Origin of the sequence: Edaphocola aurantiacus (genome assembly GCF_019797745.1) — a bacterium.
Taxonomy (GTDB): domain Bacteria; phylum Bacteroidota; class Bacteroidia; order Chitinophagales; family Chitinophagaceae; genus Edaphocola; species Edaphocola aurantiacus.
The window spans coordinates 456089-472288 of sequence record NZ_VOSI01000004.1; the positions used below are offsets into that span (position 1 = coordinate 456089).

Annotated in this window: 18 protein-coding genes; 8 read left to right on the forward strand and 10 right to left on the reverse strand. The window is 43.3% G+C overall.

Annotated features, from left to right (window positions below):
- Positions 1-83 precede the first annotated feature (83 nt).
- The 5 genes from FTD44_RS14010 to upp all read right to left on the reverse strand — a co-directional run bounded on the left by FTD44_RS14010 (position 84) and on the right by upp (position 4908).
- Positions 84-803: a hypothetical protein gene (locus FTD44_RS14010; protein WP_222167025.1), complete on the reverse strand. Its 720-nt coding sequence runs from the start codon at positions 801-803 to the stop codon at positions 84-86.
- Positions 803-1135, reverse strand: a complete 333-nt coding sequence (locus FTD44_RS14015; RefSeq protein ID WP_222167026.1) for a PadR family transcriptional regulator — start codon at positions 1133-1135, stop codon at positions 803-805. Before FTD44_RS14015 ends, FTD44_RS14010 begins: the two co-directional genes overlap by 1 nt.
- Before the next feature lie 117 nt (positions 1136-1252).
- The gene (locus FTD44_RS14020; protein WP_222167027.1) at positions 1253-2977 is read right to left on the reverse strand and encodes a M3 family oligoendopeptidase; all 1725 of its coding nucleotides are present in this window, start codon (positions 2975-2977) and stop codon (positions 1253-1255) included.
- Positions 2978-3057: 80 nt separating this feature from the next.
- Positions 3058-4113, reverse strand: a complete 1056-nt coding sequence (locus tag FTD44_RS14025) for a PorP/SprF family type IX secretion system membrane protein (protein WP_222167028.1) — start codon at positions 4111-4113, stop codon at positions 3058-3060.
- Between the two features lie 141 nt (positions 4114-4254).
- Complete coding sequence (gene upp / locus FTD44_RS14030; protein WP_129019587.1) at positions 4255-4908, reverse strand: uracil phosphoribosyltransferase; 654 nt, start codon at positions 4906-4908, stop codon at positions 4255-4257.
- 177 nt (positions 4909-5085) lie between these two features.
- Between upp and FTD44_RS14035 the strand changes: the two genes are divergently transcribed.
- The 7 genes from FTD44_RS14035 (at position 5086) to FTD44_RS14065 (ending at position 9380) form a co-directional block, all read left to right on the forward strand.
- Complete coding sequence (locus FTD44_RS14035) at positions 5086-5739, forward strand: DUF4294 domain-containing protein (protein WP_222167029.1); 654 nt, start codon at positions 5086-5088, stop codon at positions 5737-5739.
- A 98-nt stretch (positions 5740-5837) separates the two neighbouring features.
- Positions 5838-6572, forward strand: a complete 735-nt coding sequence (bshB1, locus tag FTD44_RS14040; protein WP_222167030.1) for a bacillithiol biosynthesis deacetylase BshB1 — start codon at positions 5838-5840, stop codon at positions 6570-6572.
- Between the two features lie 95 nt (positions 6573-6667).
- A complete protein-coding gene (gene rpmB, locus FTD44_RS14045; RefSeq protein ID WP_129019584.1) occupies positions 6668-6904 on the forward strand; it encodes a 50S ribosomal protein L28 in 237 nt (78 codons plus the stop codon).
- Positions 6905-6936: 32 nt separating this feature from the next.
- Positions 6937-7119 (forward strand): 50S ribosomal protein L33, encoded by a 183-nt coding sequence (gene rpmG, locus FTD44_RS14050; RefSeq protein ID WP_129019583.1) that lies wholly within the window; start codon positions 6937-6939, stop codon positions 7117-7119.
- A gap of 45 nt (positions 7120-7164) precedes the next feature.
- Complete coding sequence (locus FTD44_RS14055; protein WP_129019582.1) at positions 7165-7335, forward strand: DUF4295 domain-containing protein; 171 nt, start codon at positions 7165-7167, stop codon at positions 7333-7335.
- Positions 7336-7471: 136 nt separating this feature from the next.
- Positions 7472-7717, forward strand: coding sequence for a DUF6576 domain-containing protein (locus FTD44_RS14060; protein ID WP_222167031.1), 246 nt, complete (start codon positions 7472-7474; stop codon positions 7715-7717).
- 100 nt (positions 7718-7817) lie between these two features.
- Positions 7818-9380, forward strand: coding sequence for a M20/M25/M40 family metallo-hydrolase (locus tag FTD44_RS14065; protein ID WP_222167032.1), 1563 nt, complete (start codon positions 7818-7820; stop codon positions 9378-9380).
- Positions 9381-9735: 355 nt separating this feature from the next.
- Here FTD44_RS14065 and FTD44_RS14070 read toward each other — a convergent pair whose 3' ends face one another.
- Together FTD44_RS14070 and nusB are read right to left on the reverse strand one after the other, a co-directional pair.
- Positions 9736-10221, reverse strand: coding sequence for a hypothetical protein (locus tag FTD44_RS14070; RefSeq protein WP_222167033.1), 486 nt, complete (start codon positions 10219-10221; stop codon positions 9736-9738).
- Between the two features lie 38 nt (positions 10222-10259).
- Positions 10260-11204, reverse strand: a complete 945-nt coding sequence (gene nusB / locus FTD44_RS14075; protein ID WP_222167034.1) for a transcription antitermination factor NusB — start codon at positions 11202-11204, stop codon at positions 10260-10262.
- Between the two features lie 159 nt (positions 11205-11363).
- Between nusB and FTD44_RS14080 the strand changes: the two genes are divergently transcribed.
- Positions 11364-12647 carry a hemolysin family protein gene (locus FTD44_RS14080; protein ID WP_222167035.1) on the forward strand — a complete coding sequence of 428 codons (1284 nt, stop codon included), beginning with the start codon at positions 11364-11366 and terminating at the stop codon, positions 12645-12647.
- A 47-nt stretch (positions 12648-12694) separates the two neighbouring features.
- Here the strand turns inward: FTD44_RS14080 and FTD44_RS14085 are convergent, their stop codons facing one another.
- The 3 genes from FTD44_RS14085 to FTD44_RS14095 all read right to left on the reverse strand — a co-directional run bounded on the left by FTD44_RS14085 (position 12695) and on the right by FTD44_RS14095 (position 16073).
- Complete coding sequence (locus FTD44_RS14085; RefSeq protein ID WP_222167036.1) at positions 12695-13327, reverse strand: WbqC family protein; 633 nt, start codon at positions 13325-13327, stop codon at positions 12695-12697.
- A 5-nt stretch (positions 13328-13332) separates the two neighbouring features.
- A complete protein-coding gene (locus tag FTD44_RS14090; protein WP_222167037.1) occupies positions 13333-15579 on the reverse strand; it encodes a RelA/SpoT family protein in 2247 nt (748 codons plus the stop codon).
- A 125-nt stretch (positions 15580-15704) separates the two neighbouring features.
- Positions 15705-16073 carry a T9SS type A sorting domain-containing protein gene (locus FTD44_RS14095; RefSeq protein WP_222167038.1) on the reverse strand — a complete coding sequence of 123 codons (369 nt, stop codon included), beginning with the start codon at positions 16071-16073 and terminating at the stop codon, positions 15705-15707.
- Positions 16074-16200 lie beyond the last annotated feature (127 nt).

A 16200-nucleotide genomic window follows, 5' to 3' on the forward strand; every position in this document is an offset into this window, starting at 1 on the left:
GCCCCCGTCCACAACGTCACTTTTTTTATACACGGGGGGGCCCCCGGCTGCCCGGCCCCCAACACTTTTAATTCTATACATGTTTAAGCATAAGCCAGTGGATAATCTTCAAATGCTTTACGGTATATTTTCTTACTGACCTCCTGATGTACCAATTGCAGAAGTACTCCCAGCATACAAAACAAACCGATCAGGATAAAGTAATGGTCTGCGAGATACAGATAACGCTCATGATCCCAGAAATAATTCAGAACGAATTTCAACTCAGGGTAACAGAATATCGTAAGGTAATAATAGTACGGACGATGTACCTGTCTGCTGATCAGCTCCTGTTTTGGGCGTTTGTAAGCATAATGAAGGAATATGGGCAATCCAATTTCATAAAGCAATGCTGTGCCGGCAACGCCCAGTAAAACACTGGCCCGGAGTACCGTATGGCCTTCAGTAAAGCGGTGCAAACTCCATATCAATGCAAAGGCACAAAGCATCATGAGTATGCGTGAAGTCGTAAAATAGGAGCGGAAGGTATTGCGGTAATATAATTTATGTTGCTGCTCCAACGCTTCTTCTTTCGCAGCAATAATCTTACGGAAACCGGTTTTGTCAAATCCTGCGTATACCGTGTCGACCGCTGCAGTAAAGCTTAATTCCGGTCGCTCCAGCATCAATGCTTCTGTGGCATTGGCCAGGTGATCGACCAGTTCTACCTGTACATCATAGTATCGGATATAGTGTTTCCGGCAGAATTGATACAGGTAATCCAGTTCCGTTTCGGTAAGCGATTGTGTTTCAGGATGCATCATTAGGAAATTGCGGGTTTATTAAATAATTGCAGGGTAGCGATAAAGTCGTTCAGCTCATTTAACGCGTTTTTCCGGGTCGCCTGTCCTACAGGCGTCAGCCGGTAATACTTACGCATACGATTGCCCACATGCTCCATTTCGGCAGTGAGTACACCTTCACCTTCCAGGCGATGCAGCAAAGGGTAGAGTGCCCCCTCAGTAATCTGTAGTGCCCCTTTGGTCAACTCTTTCACCTTTACCGTTATTTCATAACCATACATACGATTATGACTGCCCAGTAGCTGCAGGACAATCGGCTCCAGGCATCCTTTATATAAAGATTGTTTGTTCATAAGCCTATTTGAAATCAAATATACCTAATCATTGAATACATTGGTAACTTAGGTATGTGTTTAACAAAAAATTGCGCGCCCTGAAATAGGGCGCGCAACAACATTAGTATATCATTTCTACAGACCTACTGCAGCCAGTTCTCCTTCCAGGAATCCTTTTAATTCCTGGATATACTCCGCATCAAAACTAAAGCGGATACCGGCAGTCTCGTACAGTTCCGGTAAGGTTTTGGTATAACCCAATGCCAGTGCATCCAGGTAGCGTTGCAGGGTCTCCTGCGGGTTCGCTTTGTATTGTCTCCACATCGCTACTGCACCCAGTTGTGCAATACCATATTCGATATAGTAGAATGGCACTTCATATAAGTGCAGCTGTCTTTGCCAGTTGGCTTCAAAATACTGTTCCAGCCCGCTGCGATCGATATTCTTCGGTGCAAACTCCATAAAGATACTTTTCCACGCTTCTGTACGTTCCGCTACAGTATGGCCCGGATGGGTATAGATCCAGTGCTGGAATTTATCAATGGTAGCAATCCACGGCAATACATCAATAACCCTTTCCAGTTCCTCCTGTTTGGCCTTCAGCAGATCATTCGCTTCCGGCATAAAGATATCCCAGTGATCCATAGAAAACAGTTCCATACTCATGCTCGCCAGCTCTGCGATCTCCATCGGGTATTCTTTAAACGCACTCAAGGGCAGGTGGTGCGACTGGAAAGAATGTATCGCATGGCCACCTTCATGCATCATCGTAATTACATCATTGATGGTACCTACGGCATTCATAAATATAAATGGTACACCGGTTTCGGCCAGCGGGCAGTTATAGCCCCCCGGAGCCTTGCCAATGCGGCTATCCAGATCCAGGCGCTGCATATCTTGCATCACCTGCAGACAAGACCCAAAGTAAGGGTGCAATTTGCTGAACACTTCAATGCTTTTGTCCAGCATATCTGTACCATTGGTAAATGGCTTCAGTGGTTGCTCATTTTCCGGAACAGCATCCACATCATAAGGTCTTAATACTTCAAGACCCAGTTGCTTTCTGCGGTGTTCGAGCAGGCGTTCCTGTAAGGGTAGAATATGTGTTTTAACCGCTTCATGGAAGTTATAACAATCTTCCGGTGTATAGTCAAAGCGACCTAAAGCCCTGAATTTGTAATCTCTGTAATTGTCAAAACCGGCATTTTCTGCAATCTGCTGGCGTAATACCAGTAACTGGTCAAAGAGTTTGTCCAGTTCGGCACGGTCTTCACCTCTTCTTTCATTAACCTTTACAAATACCTCTTCTCTCAGCTTACGGTCAGGCTCCTGTAAGAACTTAGCCGCCTGTTGCAGGGTATATACCTGTTCATTCACCGTGATGGTCATTTTGGAAGAGATCACCCCGTATTGCTGTTGCAGTACGCTCAGTTGGGCTTCCAGTGCCACATTCTCCTCGCGGTACAGGCTCAGTGCATTTTCGATCTGGCGCAGCAGCGGGAAGTATTGGGCCTGATCCAGCTCTTTGGTAAAAGGGCTATCCATCAGCTTTTGCTGCAGGCGGTTGTTATAAGGTTTTAATTTTGGTTCTATTTCCAGGCAGAAATAATTAAATGCTTCTTCCAGTGCCGGATTGGTTGTATCGCAGGTCATTTTGATCTGCCTCCAGCAGGCATCTTCACTGATCACCGCTTCCAGCTCACTCCATTGCTGTAACCATTGCTCCAGCTGGCTTTTATTGCTGATAGATGCAGATACTAATTGTTCAAAATAAGGTTCAACCGCTTCCCAGGTTGTGATGTTAAAATCCTGTGGCAGAAAAATACGTGCAGCAGGTTGTATATGGGCGTTCAGAGACATAGAAAAATTTGAATTTGCACAAAAATAAAAAAACCATACATGCCGTATGGTTTTTTATCAATTATTTAAAATAAATCGGTTTAGAACTTAGGACAAGCGAAGTTGTAACGCTTTCTTACAATCTTCTCGATAATACCGTTGTAGGTAGCAGAGAATTCTACCGCACCCTGTCCGTTAGTTGCCTGCTGGAATTTAGAAACGTTCACATCATAAGTGAAGCCCATCTGCCAGTTAGACCATTCGAAACCTACATAAGGAGCGATCGCATCACCGTAACGGTACCATGCACCCAGGTATAAAGTAGTGTTTTTAGTATCCTCATCGTTGTACGGGTTCAGGATGAAACCTACCGCACCACCGATCAGGTATTCCCATGCAGTACCTTGTTGCTGATACATAGTGCTCAGGTAAGCAACAGTATGAGAGTTCAGGTTCAGTGCACCACCTACATAGGCAGTGTAACGGGAGTTGATTTTAACAGACACATCCGTAGCACGGCTGGTGAATTTTTCTGTAGGACGAGTTAAGTGATAATAAGAGAAACCACCATATAACATCGTGTTTTCATTGATCTGACCAGAATACAGGATACCGGCATTAAAGTCAGGGTAGGTCAGATCTGCGTTTTGCAGCCCTTCACCCGAAGTATTAGGCAGGTATACAGTAGATCTGCCGAAATCGATTTCATTACCGAAGACAAGCTTGTCAAAACGGATAGATTTCTGCACCAGAGAACCTTGTACCCCTAAAGAGATACGGTGATTTTTTTCAACACCCAAAGCTTTATGATAAGCCAGGGATAAAGTACTGGTAATATTTTGTAAGGCACCGGAACCGGCTTTGTCGTATAATACCTGTAATCCGAAACCTGCTGCATCTCCTTCAGGTAATTTACCCTTCAGAATCGGCATGTCATAAGATAAAGCACCAGTCATATAAGGATTATTCGTAACCGTATACCACTGTGATCTACCAATAACACTTACGCGATAGTCACCTGTAGTAAGACCTGTATGTGCCGGGTTAAGTGTTAATGGGGAGGCAAAGTACTGGGTAAAATGGGAATCCTGTGCAAATGACGACCCCGCGCTCAGACATAAAAAAGCCGCGGATATGCTACATAAAATTTTTTTCATCTATTTATGAATATTATGGGGTGATAGATCGGACATCTCCTTGTTCATTCCGTTCCCGAAAAATAAGGGAATTTCTTCACAATACTATAACTTTTTCTTTAATTTTCCTAGCGATTATATAGAAAAATATTTTACTGCTTTTTAAAATTGAAGTTTACTTCCAAAGCACAAATCACCGGCATCTCCGAGACCGGGAACGATGTACCCTTTTGCCGTAAGCTCATCATCGATATCGCCTGTCCAGATATGGGCTTCAGGGAATTTGCGCAGTACGTTTTCTATACCTTCCGTGCAGGAAATTACATTGGCAATATGGATACTTTTCGGTTGCCCGAATTCCAGAAGACCTTCTATAGCCAGGATGAGCGAAGCGCCGGTCGCCAGCATAGGATCTGCAATGATAAGGGTTTTGCCGTCCAGGTCCGGGCAGGTAACATAATGCTGTTCAATTTCAAACGTACCGTCAATCTTATTGTGCTTGCGGTACGCAGCAATAAATGCACTGTCTGCATGGTCAAAATAATTAAGCAATCCCTGGTGCAGTGGTACCCCGGCTCTTAATATAGTAGCCAGTACCGGCTGTTCCGAAATGGTCTGTACCGGTTTGTTACCCAGTGGGGTAGTCGTATCCGTATGGTTATAGTCCAGCACTTTGCTGATCTCATAAGCAATTATTTCCCCTATACGCTCAGTATTTCTCCGGAAACGCATACGATCGACCTGTTTACTAACAGACCTGATCTCATGCAACCATTGAGAGAGTAGGGAGTTCTGGAGACTTAAGTTCGTGATCATTGAGCCGATTTCCTTTATATATTGAATTGCAAAATATGGAATTATCACTAGTTATGCAAATTAAGCTCCTGTTATATCTTTGGCCGCTTAAACCTTGCAGAAAAGAAATATTCTAATAACTTTACAATACAATCTGCGTACAGGTAACTCTGTACGATCATTTTAAGTCTGAGTACTATGACCACACATTATAAAATAACCGGCATATGCTGTTCTGTACTGCTTATGCTGGGTTGCTCCTTCCGCGCTGCAGCGCAGCAAAAGAGTGGAGTGAACGATACCATCATCACTTACGGTGTGGTGCTGGGTAGCGATACTTTACCCCATTTTTACCTGGAAGAGGTGCAGACCCTGGCTACTTACCTGGATCAGAACAAGAGAGACCGTATGGCCCGGCTCAGGTATAATGTAATGACCGTATGGCCCTATGCCATAGCCGCAGCCAAAATATTAAACGATGTAGATGTCGAAATGATGAAGGCCGACGGTCGTAGAGACCGTAAAAAATACCTTAAGGCTGTAGAAAGTCAGCTGAATGCCAAATTTAAAGACCCTCTGAAGAATATGTCTACTACACAAGGGGTTATATTGGTAAAGCTCATCAACCGTCAGACCGGCAAAGACTGTTATTCCATTATTAAAGAGATGAAAGGAGGCCTGAATGCGCGCCTGTCTCAGACTGCCGCTTACTTTTTCGATAATAACCTTAAAGAACAGTACGATCCTTATAACCGCGACCGGGAGATAGAAACGATTGTTCAGGAAATAGAATCTAAATACTATTATAATCAGGTTCCGGGAGTACAGATCCGGAAGATGAAAACCAAATAATCGCTCACAGTAACTTATTGACGGTTAATTCATTAATGTTTTGTTATCGACTAAATCATTGTAGGTACAACATAATGAATTAACCGTATTTTTGCATCATGAAAATTCATGTAATGGCCATTGGCGCCCATCCCGATGATGTGGAACTGGGTTGTGCAGGCACTTTATATAATCATGTCCGTAAAGGGCAGCAGGTCGCGATTGTAGATCTTACAGAAGGTGAACTGGGTTCCCGGGGCACAATAGATACCCGCTATGCAGAAGCAGCAGCGGCATCGAAAGTACTGGGTATCGCACAGCGTCATAATCTGCAAATGGAAGATGGCTTTTTTCAGCACAGCCGTGAAAATGTACTGAAACTGGTACAGGTGATTCGCCTGCACCAGCCGGATATTATCCTGGCCAATGCACCATCTGACCGCCATCCCGATCATGGACGTGCAGCGACACTGATCCGCGATGCAGCCTTTCTCAGTGGTCTGATCAAGATTGAAACAGCCTGGGAGGGACAGCCGCAGGCAGCCTGGAGACCCAAGCGGGTATTCCATTATATACAGGACCGCTTCCTGGAGCCATCCTTTATTGTAGATGTTACAGAGAGCATGGAAGCTAAAATGGAATCAGTTAAATGCTATGGTACTCAGTTCTTTAGCAAAGATGATGATGGTGCACCCGTAACATATATCTCTTCAGAAAAGTTCCTGGATAAAATAAAAGAAAGAGCAGCTTTGCTGGGCAAACGGATCGGGACAACCTACGGTGAAGGATTTATTTCCGAGACAAACCTCGGAATCGCTGATCTGGACCAGCTTTTGTATCCGGAGATTGCTTAAAAGCATAAATTAATTAATATTTTTTCTTAAAAAATTTGGCTGGGTGAAATAAAAGTCGCACCTTTGCAGTCCAAAAAAATAAATATTCGTAAGATATGGCACGTGTATGTCAGGTAACCGGAAAAAAGCCTATTACAGGTCACAAAGTATCTTTCTCTAACAAGAAAGCTAAACGTCGTTTTTTGCCTAATTTGCAAACTAAGCGTTTCTTTTTAGTAGAAGAGGATCGTTGGGTGACGCTGAAAGTATCATCTGATGCAATCCGTACAATTAACAAAAAAGGACTTTTAGCAGTAGTGAAAGATCTGCGTGCTAAGGGTGTAGAAATCTAATTTAGTATTAAAATTTAAAAATATTTACTGAGATGGCTAAGAAAGGCAATCGTGTTCAGGTTATTTTAGAGTGCACAGAGCATAAGAATTCTGGAATGGCGGGAACAAGTCGTTATATCACAGTTAAGAATAAGAAAAATACGCCTGAGCGTATCGAGTTGAAAAAATACAACCCGATTCTTAAAAAAGTAACTGTACACAAAGAAATTAAATAATAATTTTGTTTGATAGGTTACTATCATTCTTAAAAACGTATTAAAATGGCAAAAGCAGCGAAAACCGCGATTAAGAAAGATCCTAACGCTAACCTGGATGCGAAAAATTACACTAAAGTAATTAAAGCTGTTCGCAGTCCTAAATCAGGTGCTTATACTTTTAAAGAAGCAATCATTCACAAAGATAAAGTGAGCGATTACTTTGCTAAAAAATAATTAGCATTACCGGCTATACGGTGTCTTATAAGATATTGGTTTGGTGCAGTATAATCATATGCTGCACCAAATTTTTCGCAAAATATTGATCATACCCGGGTCTTTCCCTGGTATGTTTTTTTTGTATATTGCATCTATGGAATCATTGTTTGCTATACTCTTACTGGTAGCATTAGTCATATGGTTCGTGCGCAGCAGACGCACGAAGCGTAATCCCTTTACCAAAGGTGAGCAGCAACGTATGACGATCGACGATCATTATAATATTGACCGGCAGCGGAAGACCCAGGAACTGGATCACCTGCTGGAGAAGATTAATCGTCACGGCATAGACAGCCTTTCCGCAAAGGAGAAAGAACGATTAAAACAACTTTCCCGGTAAAAACACACTCAGACAGGATACTCCTGTCTTTTTTAATGCTGTACACTTTAGTTTCTCTTTCAAATTGTTTATTTTTATTGCTTGCAATATTAAATTACTGATGAGAAAATTATACCACTTCATATTCCTCGCTACAGCAGGAATATGCACTACTACTTTGCATGCCCAGCAAACCAATCCCCACCAGTCTGTAATCAATGCCATATGGCAGGAAGGTGCTACTGACAAAAGCCTGGAAGAAAGAGCACATCAGTTCCTGGATGTAATAGGGCCGAGACTGATCGGAACCCGGGAAATGGAAAGAGCCCATCTTTTTGTCAAGAACTCCTACCTCAGTTTTGGCATCGATGCCCGTAATGAGCAATGGGGCACCTGGCGCTCCTGGCAGAGGGGTATCAGCCATATCGATATGTTGTATCCCCGCAGGATCAACCTGGAAGGTACGCAAATGGCCTGGTCACCATCGACAGGTAATAAGCCACTCAAAGCCAAAGTTATCGCCTTGCCGGACCTTTCCGACTCCGCATCGTACGATCAGTGGATGCGTAAAGAGGCCAAAGGTAAGCTGGTGATGATCGCACAGCCACAATTATCCGGCCGTCCGGATGATAGCTGGCAAGCCAATGTAAGTGCCGAGCGTTATGACAGTTTTAAAAATGCACAACGTGTTTTAACCGGCAACTGGCAGAATCGTATTAAAAAGACAGGCTTTACATCCCGTACTTTACCGGTGCAGCTGGAAGCTGCCGGTGCTGCCGGCATTATAGCCAATACATGGTCTGGAGGCTGGGGCGTAACAAGGGTATTCTCTGCCAGAACAAAGAAAATACCTTCGGTAGAACTGGGACTGGAAGATTATAATTTACTGTACCGCTACCTGACTTATGGTACCGTACCGGAACTGCAGATCACCGCAGAATCTTCATTCGGCGAAGATGTGCCTACTTATAATACTATTGCAGAAATGAAGGGCACAGCACATCCGGATCAGTATGTTGTGCTATCGGCCCACCTGGACTCCTGGGATGCCGGTACAGGAGCCACCGATAATGGAACCGGTGTCCTGACTATGATGGAAGCTATGCGCATTTTGAAAAAAGTTTACCCTAATCCCAAACGTACCATCCTGGTAGGTCACTGGGGTGGGGAAGAGCAGGGACTGAATGGCTCAGCCTCTTTTGTCAAGGATCATCCAGAGCTGCAGGACAAGATAAGCCTTGTGCTGAATCAGGATAATGGAACGGCCCGCATTGCAGAGATCAATACACAAGGCTTTCTGAATGCATATGCCTGTTTTGACAAATGGCTTAACTACATTCCGGAAACATTTAAAAAGGAGTTAGCTATGAAGTACCCGGGTGCACCGGACAATGGTGGTTCGGATAATGTTTCTTTTGTCTCTTCCGGCATTCCGGCGTTTTACCTTTCTGCCAAAAACTGGCATTACCGCGATTATACCTGGCATACACAGAGAGACACGTATGACAAGATCGTTTTTGAAGACATCAGGCATAATGCCATGCTGGTAGCGATGCTGGTGTATATGGCCTGTGAAGAGCCGGAAATGATGAGCAGACAACAGATTGTTATGCCGCTGGACATGAAAACAGGTGCTCCTAAAAAATGGCCTTCTCCTAAAGAGCCTACACGCACAGGACCTTAATCGTAATAGTATATCCTGACTATCGCTGTGATGAAAACAATAAGCGATCCGTACAGAACAGATCGCTCGAAAGGCCTTATAAATCCGGCGTTAATAAAATCATTGGCTCGGTCGATAAAGCCGTAAACCACTGTCTGAGCGCAGCGAGTTTGCGTTTGCGACCGGCCGACATATTGATTTTTAGCCAGGGATTTATACAGCCTTGATTTTTTGGCGGTACCTTTTGCATCAAGGCAAAAGGTAGCCAGAAAAAGGAACTCGAGGAAAAAGGTAAATCTTGGTTTCCTGTAAGCGGATAATCAATCGTATATAATAATAAAGCCCCGGTATACCGGGGCTTTATTATTATATACGATTATCTTCTTTTCCTTGTAGTCTCTTTCTGTGCAATCTTTTTATTGCCTGACTTTCGGGTATTGGAGTGCTTTTTCTTACGAGCAGCTTCTTCCTCCTTCCTTTTTTCTTCCTCTTCCTTTCTCTTCTGAGCCCGCTGTTCTGCTCTGCTCAGTTTTTTAGGAGCTTCTTCCTTGGCCTGTGGCTTTTCTCTGGCCGCCAGTGCTGCAGCAGAATCTTTCTTTTGCTGAGCCGCCAGTTGTTTGGCCATTTCTACATTATGAAAAGTATCTTTTGCCGTTGCCGGGGCAGGAGCCAGTTCTTTTTCTTCCAGGTCCATTACGATATCACCCAGGAATTGAGTATCTGTCTCCGTTACAATAGTTGCCGGATCTCCCAGTATAATGGAGCCCCTGTTGGCATCCTGCTGAACAGAATCACATGAGGTAAATCCGATATGCAAAACGCTTATAACACCCAGTATTTTAGCTCCTGTCAATATTTTCATAGTCATAAAAGTAGCAAAAATGATATAAAAAGCTGCAATTAGTTTTTCGTACGTTCGATTTTTCTGATTTTATTTTCCTGGCTCAGTTCTTTCAACAGGTTATCCAGTACACCGTTTACAAACTGTCCGCTCTGAGGCGTGCTGTAGTTTTTAGCGACCTCAATATACTCGTTGATCGTAACTTTAGTAGGGATAGTAGGGAAGTATAAGAATTCACATACGCCCATCTTCAGCAGGATAAGATCAATCGTCGCTACACGGTCCGCATCCCAGTTGTTCAGTTTAGGCTCGATGAGTTCCATCAGTACCTGATCTCTTTCCAATACGGTCGTCATCAGGCTGCGTGCATATTCATTCTTTTCTCCGGATATGAATTGCAGGAAATTAACGCTCTTCGGACTTTTGAAAAAGTTATCTACCAGCATCATCACCATATCCTTATCATCTTCCCAACCGTCAAATGTATCGGTCATATACTCCTGGAAGTCCTCGTTGTGGGCCATTTCTTCCTTCCATATAAAGTACAGCATTGCTTTATCTTCTGCAGCAGTGCGGTCATCATTCTGGATATAGCTCAGGTACTTTTCAGTAGTACACAGGTGCTGGTACGTTTTCTTAACCCGGTCCATTTCCACCTTCTGATCCAGTTTATCTTCGCTGATGCGCTCTTGGAAGGTAGCATTCTCCAGCATATCCCAGAGATAAAGGTTCCCTGCGAGCTTAGTGTTTACGTTCATATCCGCTTCTGTCGGCAGGTATTTAGAAGAACGCTGGCGGGAATCCGTTTCTGCGTATTGTGCAATGCGTGCCAGGTACAACATCGAAACGTTGAACAATTCAGCGGCATTAACAAATTTTTCCGTCAGCAATTGCAAGCCTTTCTTACGTTGAGCTTCTGCATCTTTCAGGTCAAATGCATCAAACGATTCCAGGGCATAAAGGGCCTGCATTACTTTAACACGGATATTTCTGCGACTTATCATTGGGAAAATTAAAAATGGAGAGCAAAGGTACAATTTAATCACTGAAAATATGGATAATTCATATTTTATACCCATAATTTTGACGCGCTACATACCAAATTATCCGTTATCTTTACGCATAATGTAATTTGTTGACCAAGATTTATGAAATAATAACGTATGACCGTAATGCAAACCTTTATCGTTATTTCCAGTGCTCTCTTACTGTTTTTCCTGATATTTATTATTGTATTCGCCGGACTGGAATTTGCTTTTTTCGCAGCGAACAGATTAACGATTGAACTGAAGCGCAAGCAGCATACCCGTACCGGTATTTTGCTGGGCAACTTTTTTGAGTTCCCGGAACGCTTCTGGGGGGCAACTATTATCGGGTTTTATGTATCCCTGATCGGATTTTGCCTTTCCCTGCATTATCTGTCCGGGTACCTGATGAAGACGCTGCCGGAAGTACTGAGAGAATTTGAATACACCCAGCTGATCCTGGACTGGATGCTGGCCTCATCGCTGATCCTGCTGGGCATTAGTTTTATTGCCAAAAGAGGGTTTGAAAGCAATCCGGAAAGCAAGATGGCAGCCTGGGCACCATTTGTTAATTTTGTGACCCGTTTTACCAATCCGATTGCAGGCTTCTTTATCAGCTTTTCAGAAGTAATCCTGAAATACCTGTTTAATATCAAGACGAATAAGAGACAGGCCGTTTTTGAACGGGCTGATCCTAACCTTTTCCTGCGCAATTCCATACACGGACATAATGATGATGATACCCTGAACAAAGAGCTGTTCGAAAAAGTATTGCAACTGACACAAGTAAAAGTGCGTAAATGCCTGATCCCGCGCAATGAGATACTGGCAATGGATGTAAGTAGCCCAACACAGTCTGTACGTGATGCATTTGTGCGGTCTAAGTTGTCCAAGATCATTATTTATGAAAAGGATATCGATTCTGTTATCGGCTATGTGCATCACCTGGAATTGGGCAAAAATCCATCCGGAGTGCGCGAAATACTGCATAGTATTCCTACCGTTCCACAGACGATGAATGCGATTGATCTCATTCACTTATTTACCAAGGAAAGAAAAAGTATTGCCTGGGTAGTAGATGAATTTGGTGGTACCGCAGGTTTTGTGACGATGGAAGATGTGCTGGAAGAGATCTTCGGCGATATTAAGGATGAATATGATATTGAGGAATACACTGAAAGCCAGATCGCGGAAAATGAGTACCTTTTTTCAGGCCGCCTGAAGCTGGATTACCTGAAACAGAAATATGATATTGACCTGGATGATAAAGACACAGAAACACTCTCCGGTTACATCATCAAGAACTATACTACCATTCCGAAACAGCATACACGGATCATCATTAATAAATTTGAATTTGAGATCCTACTGGCTACACAAACCCGTATAGAAACCGTCAAATTGAAAATACTACATTCGTAAGGAAGCATTATAAAAAATAGGGGCCGCATATTGCGGCCCCTATTTTTTTATCGCTTTAAAATATGTGTGGCATACTTTCCCTCGCAGCAGATAAGATCCAGGATAGAACAATCCGGCAGGAAACCGGCATCTTCAGAGAACACCTGGTAATAAGGCCGCTGTGCCGCGTCTGGTATATTTTTAGGATGTATGGTATCCCTGATATCCAGGGTGTCGGCATCGTACGTTTCAATATACTCACTGCTCAGCCTTATCTCCAGCGGACTGCCCAGAAATCTGTTGGCCCATTGTATGGTCGCAATATTCCAGTCACAGAGATTGGCCGTCTCCTCTTCAAAAAACGGGAACAGCTGGTAATCAATGTATTCAAAAAAAGGGGCATTGCCCAGTAAGGTCTGTATGGTGCGCCAGTGTACCTTCTGCCAGGGTTCTGCATAGGAAATGCCCACTGATTGCATAGGAATTCTCTGGTTGCGGCCACTGCTTAATGGAATACTGAGTAAGGATTTTCCTTTCTTATCGGCCAGGTAATAGCGGTTACGATAAGACATTTTCTGGTAATGTTCTTTCACATCCAGGATGAGCACCGGGGCTTTCAGGGCCTCTTGCCACCAGCTTACAGGAGGAAAGGGTAGTGGCGCAGCCACTACCTGTTTGTATAAATAATCAGTTTGGGTCATGTAATTTATGATTCTGCTGCAGAGTCAGCTTCCAGTCTTAATACTTTTTGTACACCTTCAATACGTTCAATGTTGGTACAAAGGGTATCCAGTTCTTCTTTATCTTTTACGAATACCTTAATGGTACCGTCAAATACCCCATCCTGGGAATCGATACTGATCGAGCGGATGTTGAGGCGCATCTCTGTTGTAATAACATGCGTAATACCCTGTACAATACCCACATCGTCCAGCCCGATAATACGAATACCGGTAAGGAAAGATATCTCCTTGTTTTTGGCCCACTTGATCTTCACGATGCGATGTGCATAATTAGCCAGCAGGCTCTGTGCATTAGGACAGTCGTAGCGGTGTACTTTAAGCCCTTCGCCAGAAGTTACAAAACCAAATACATCATCGCCCGGTATCGGCTGACAACAGGTAGCCAGTTTGTAGAGGATCTTATCTGAACTCTCTCCGAAGATCACCAGCTCAGCACCTTTCTGTAAAGAAGGTTTGCCTTCCTGTTCTTTATGCTCCGGCTGTGTTATGGTCTCTTTGGCCGGCTGATAGAATTTGTCACCGTTGATCGTAAAGGTCTTCAGTATTTTAAGATCAATACTGCTTACCGCTACTGCATAGTACATATCCAGCGGTGAAGGGAACTTGAAGAAGTTCGTGATCTCGTTGATATTATGCGTATTCGGTTCCAGGTTCAAGGAGTGGAGCTTACGTTCCAGAATCGCCTTACCATCTTCCGCAATCGTACGTTTTTCTTCCCTCAGGTAATACTTGATCCTTGATTTGGATTTACCCGTAACCACAAATTTTAACCAGTCTTCCGAAGGCTTTTGTTTTGAAGAGGTAATAATCTCCACCTGGTCGCCGCTCTTCAGTACATAACTTAAAGGCACCAGTTTAAAGTTCACCTTAGCCCCGATACAACGTGCACCTAATGCAGAGTGAATATCAAATGCAAGATCCAGCGCCGTAGCACCTTTAGGCAATACGCGCATATCTCCTTTCGGTGTATAAACATATATCTCTTCTGTAAACAGATCCAATTTGAAATCCTGCAGGAAATCCAGTGAATCGGCTTCTGAATTGTTCAGGATTTCACCGATATGTTTCAGGAAGGCATCCAGCTTACTTTCGCTTTGGGTACCTTCTTTATATTTCCAGTGCGCCGCCAGACCTTTTTCCGCAATTTCATTCATCCTCTTGGTACGGATCTGTACTTCTACCCATTTACCCGAAGGTCCCATTACCGTTGTGTGCAAGGCCTCATAGCCATTACCTTTCGGTACGGAAATCCAGTCCCTCAGGCGTTCAGGGCTGGGGCGATAGAAATTGGTGATGATGGAGTAAACCCTCCAGCAATCTTCTTTTTCCTGCTCCCTCGGCGAATCGAGAATAATACGAATGGCGAAAAGGTCAAATACCTCTTCAAAGGCAACATTCTTATTCTTCATCTTGTTCCAGATAGAGTGCACGGCTTTAGGGCGGCCATAAATTTCAAACTTGAAATTATGATCATCCAGTTCCTGCTTTACTGGTTTGATGAATTCACGGATATACTTGGCACGGTTATTTTTCGTTTCACTCAGCTTGCGTACAATGTCAATATATACATCCGGCTGCGTATATTTCAGACTGAGATCCTCCAGTTCAGATTTGATCTCGTACAATCCCAGTCTATGTGCCAGCGGGGCATAGATAAACGAGGTTTCGGAAGCAATTTTCATTTGCTTATCCCTGGCCATACTGGTCAGGGTACGCATGTTGTGCAGCCTGTCCGCCAGTTTGATCAGGATTACTCTCGGATCTTCCGCAAGGGTCAGTAATATCTTTCTGAAGTTCTCGGCCTGCATAGAAACTCCGTTTTTGAAGTCTACTACATTGCTGATCTTCGTCAGCCCGTCAATAATGCGGGCATAAACACTACCAAACTCCTGGCTGATATCGTCCAGGGTGATTTCTGTATCCTCTACCACATCATGTAGCAGGGCACAGATTGCTGAAGTAACACCCAGACCGATTTCTTCTACTGTAATACGCGCTACGGCCAGGGGGTGGAGTATATAAGGTTCCCCTGATTTACGCCGCATTTCCTTATGCGCATCAGCGGCTAATTCAAAAGCCCTGCGCAGTAGTTTGCGGTCTCCTTTTTTAATACGTTCCTTCAGTGCTTTTAATAAAGCCCTGTATTCGCGGAGAATAAATTTCTTTTCTTGTTCTTCATCAATTTTCTTGTATAAAATCGAACTCGCCATACTGATAAATAAAAGTCAAAAATAGGTAATCGCAATAGTATTTGCGAAGGTTTTTAGTTGTCTCTAAGTTACATAAAAAAAACGGAAGCTGTAAACAGCTCCCGTTTATAAATATATTGAGAAAACTAATGTTGAATCATTAGTTTAGTGGTTTGAATAATTTTGCCATCGGCATTTTTCATCACCCCGATATAGATACCTTCCGGAAACTGGCTTAAACCACCGAAAACGATATCGCTGCCTTCGCTGCTTACGTTTTGAACTGCAACGGTTTTACCGATAACATTCATCAGTTCTACAGTTTTAGCTTCATTGCGTAATGAGGTGCTTATTTTGAAGTAAACCGTATTATTAGCCGGGATTGGATACGCGGTCATTTTACGGTCACTAACACTTAAGGTGCGCTGCTGCTCAACATTCTGAGCACTTACGTCTTGTGCTACAAATCCCAGAGGAAGCATAGCGAGTAAAAAGATTTTATAAAGAAGTTTCATATAATATAGTGTAATATTTTTATGATATAATTCAAGTCTTGTAACAAAGATATTTTATTTTCTCAGATAAAACAAAATAAGTGACTCGATTTTTGGTTTTTATCAAAATGCTAACAATAAGAAGCGA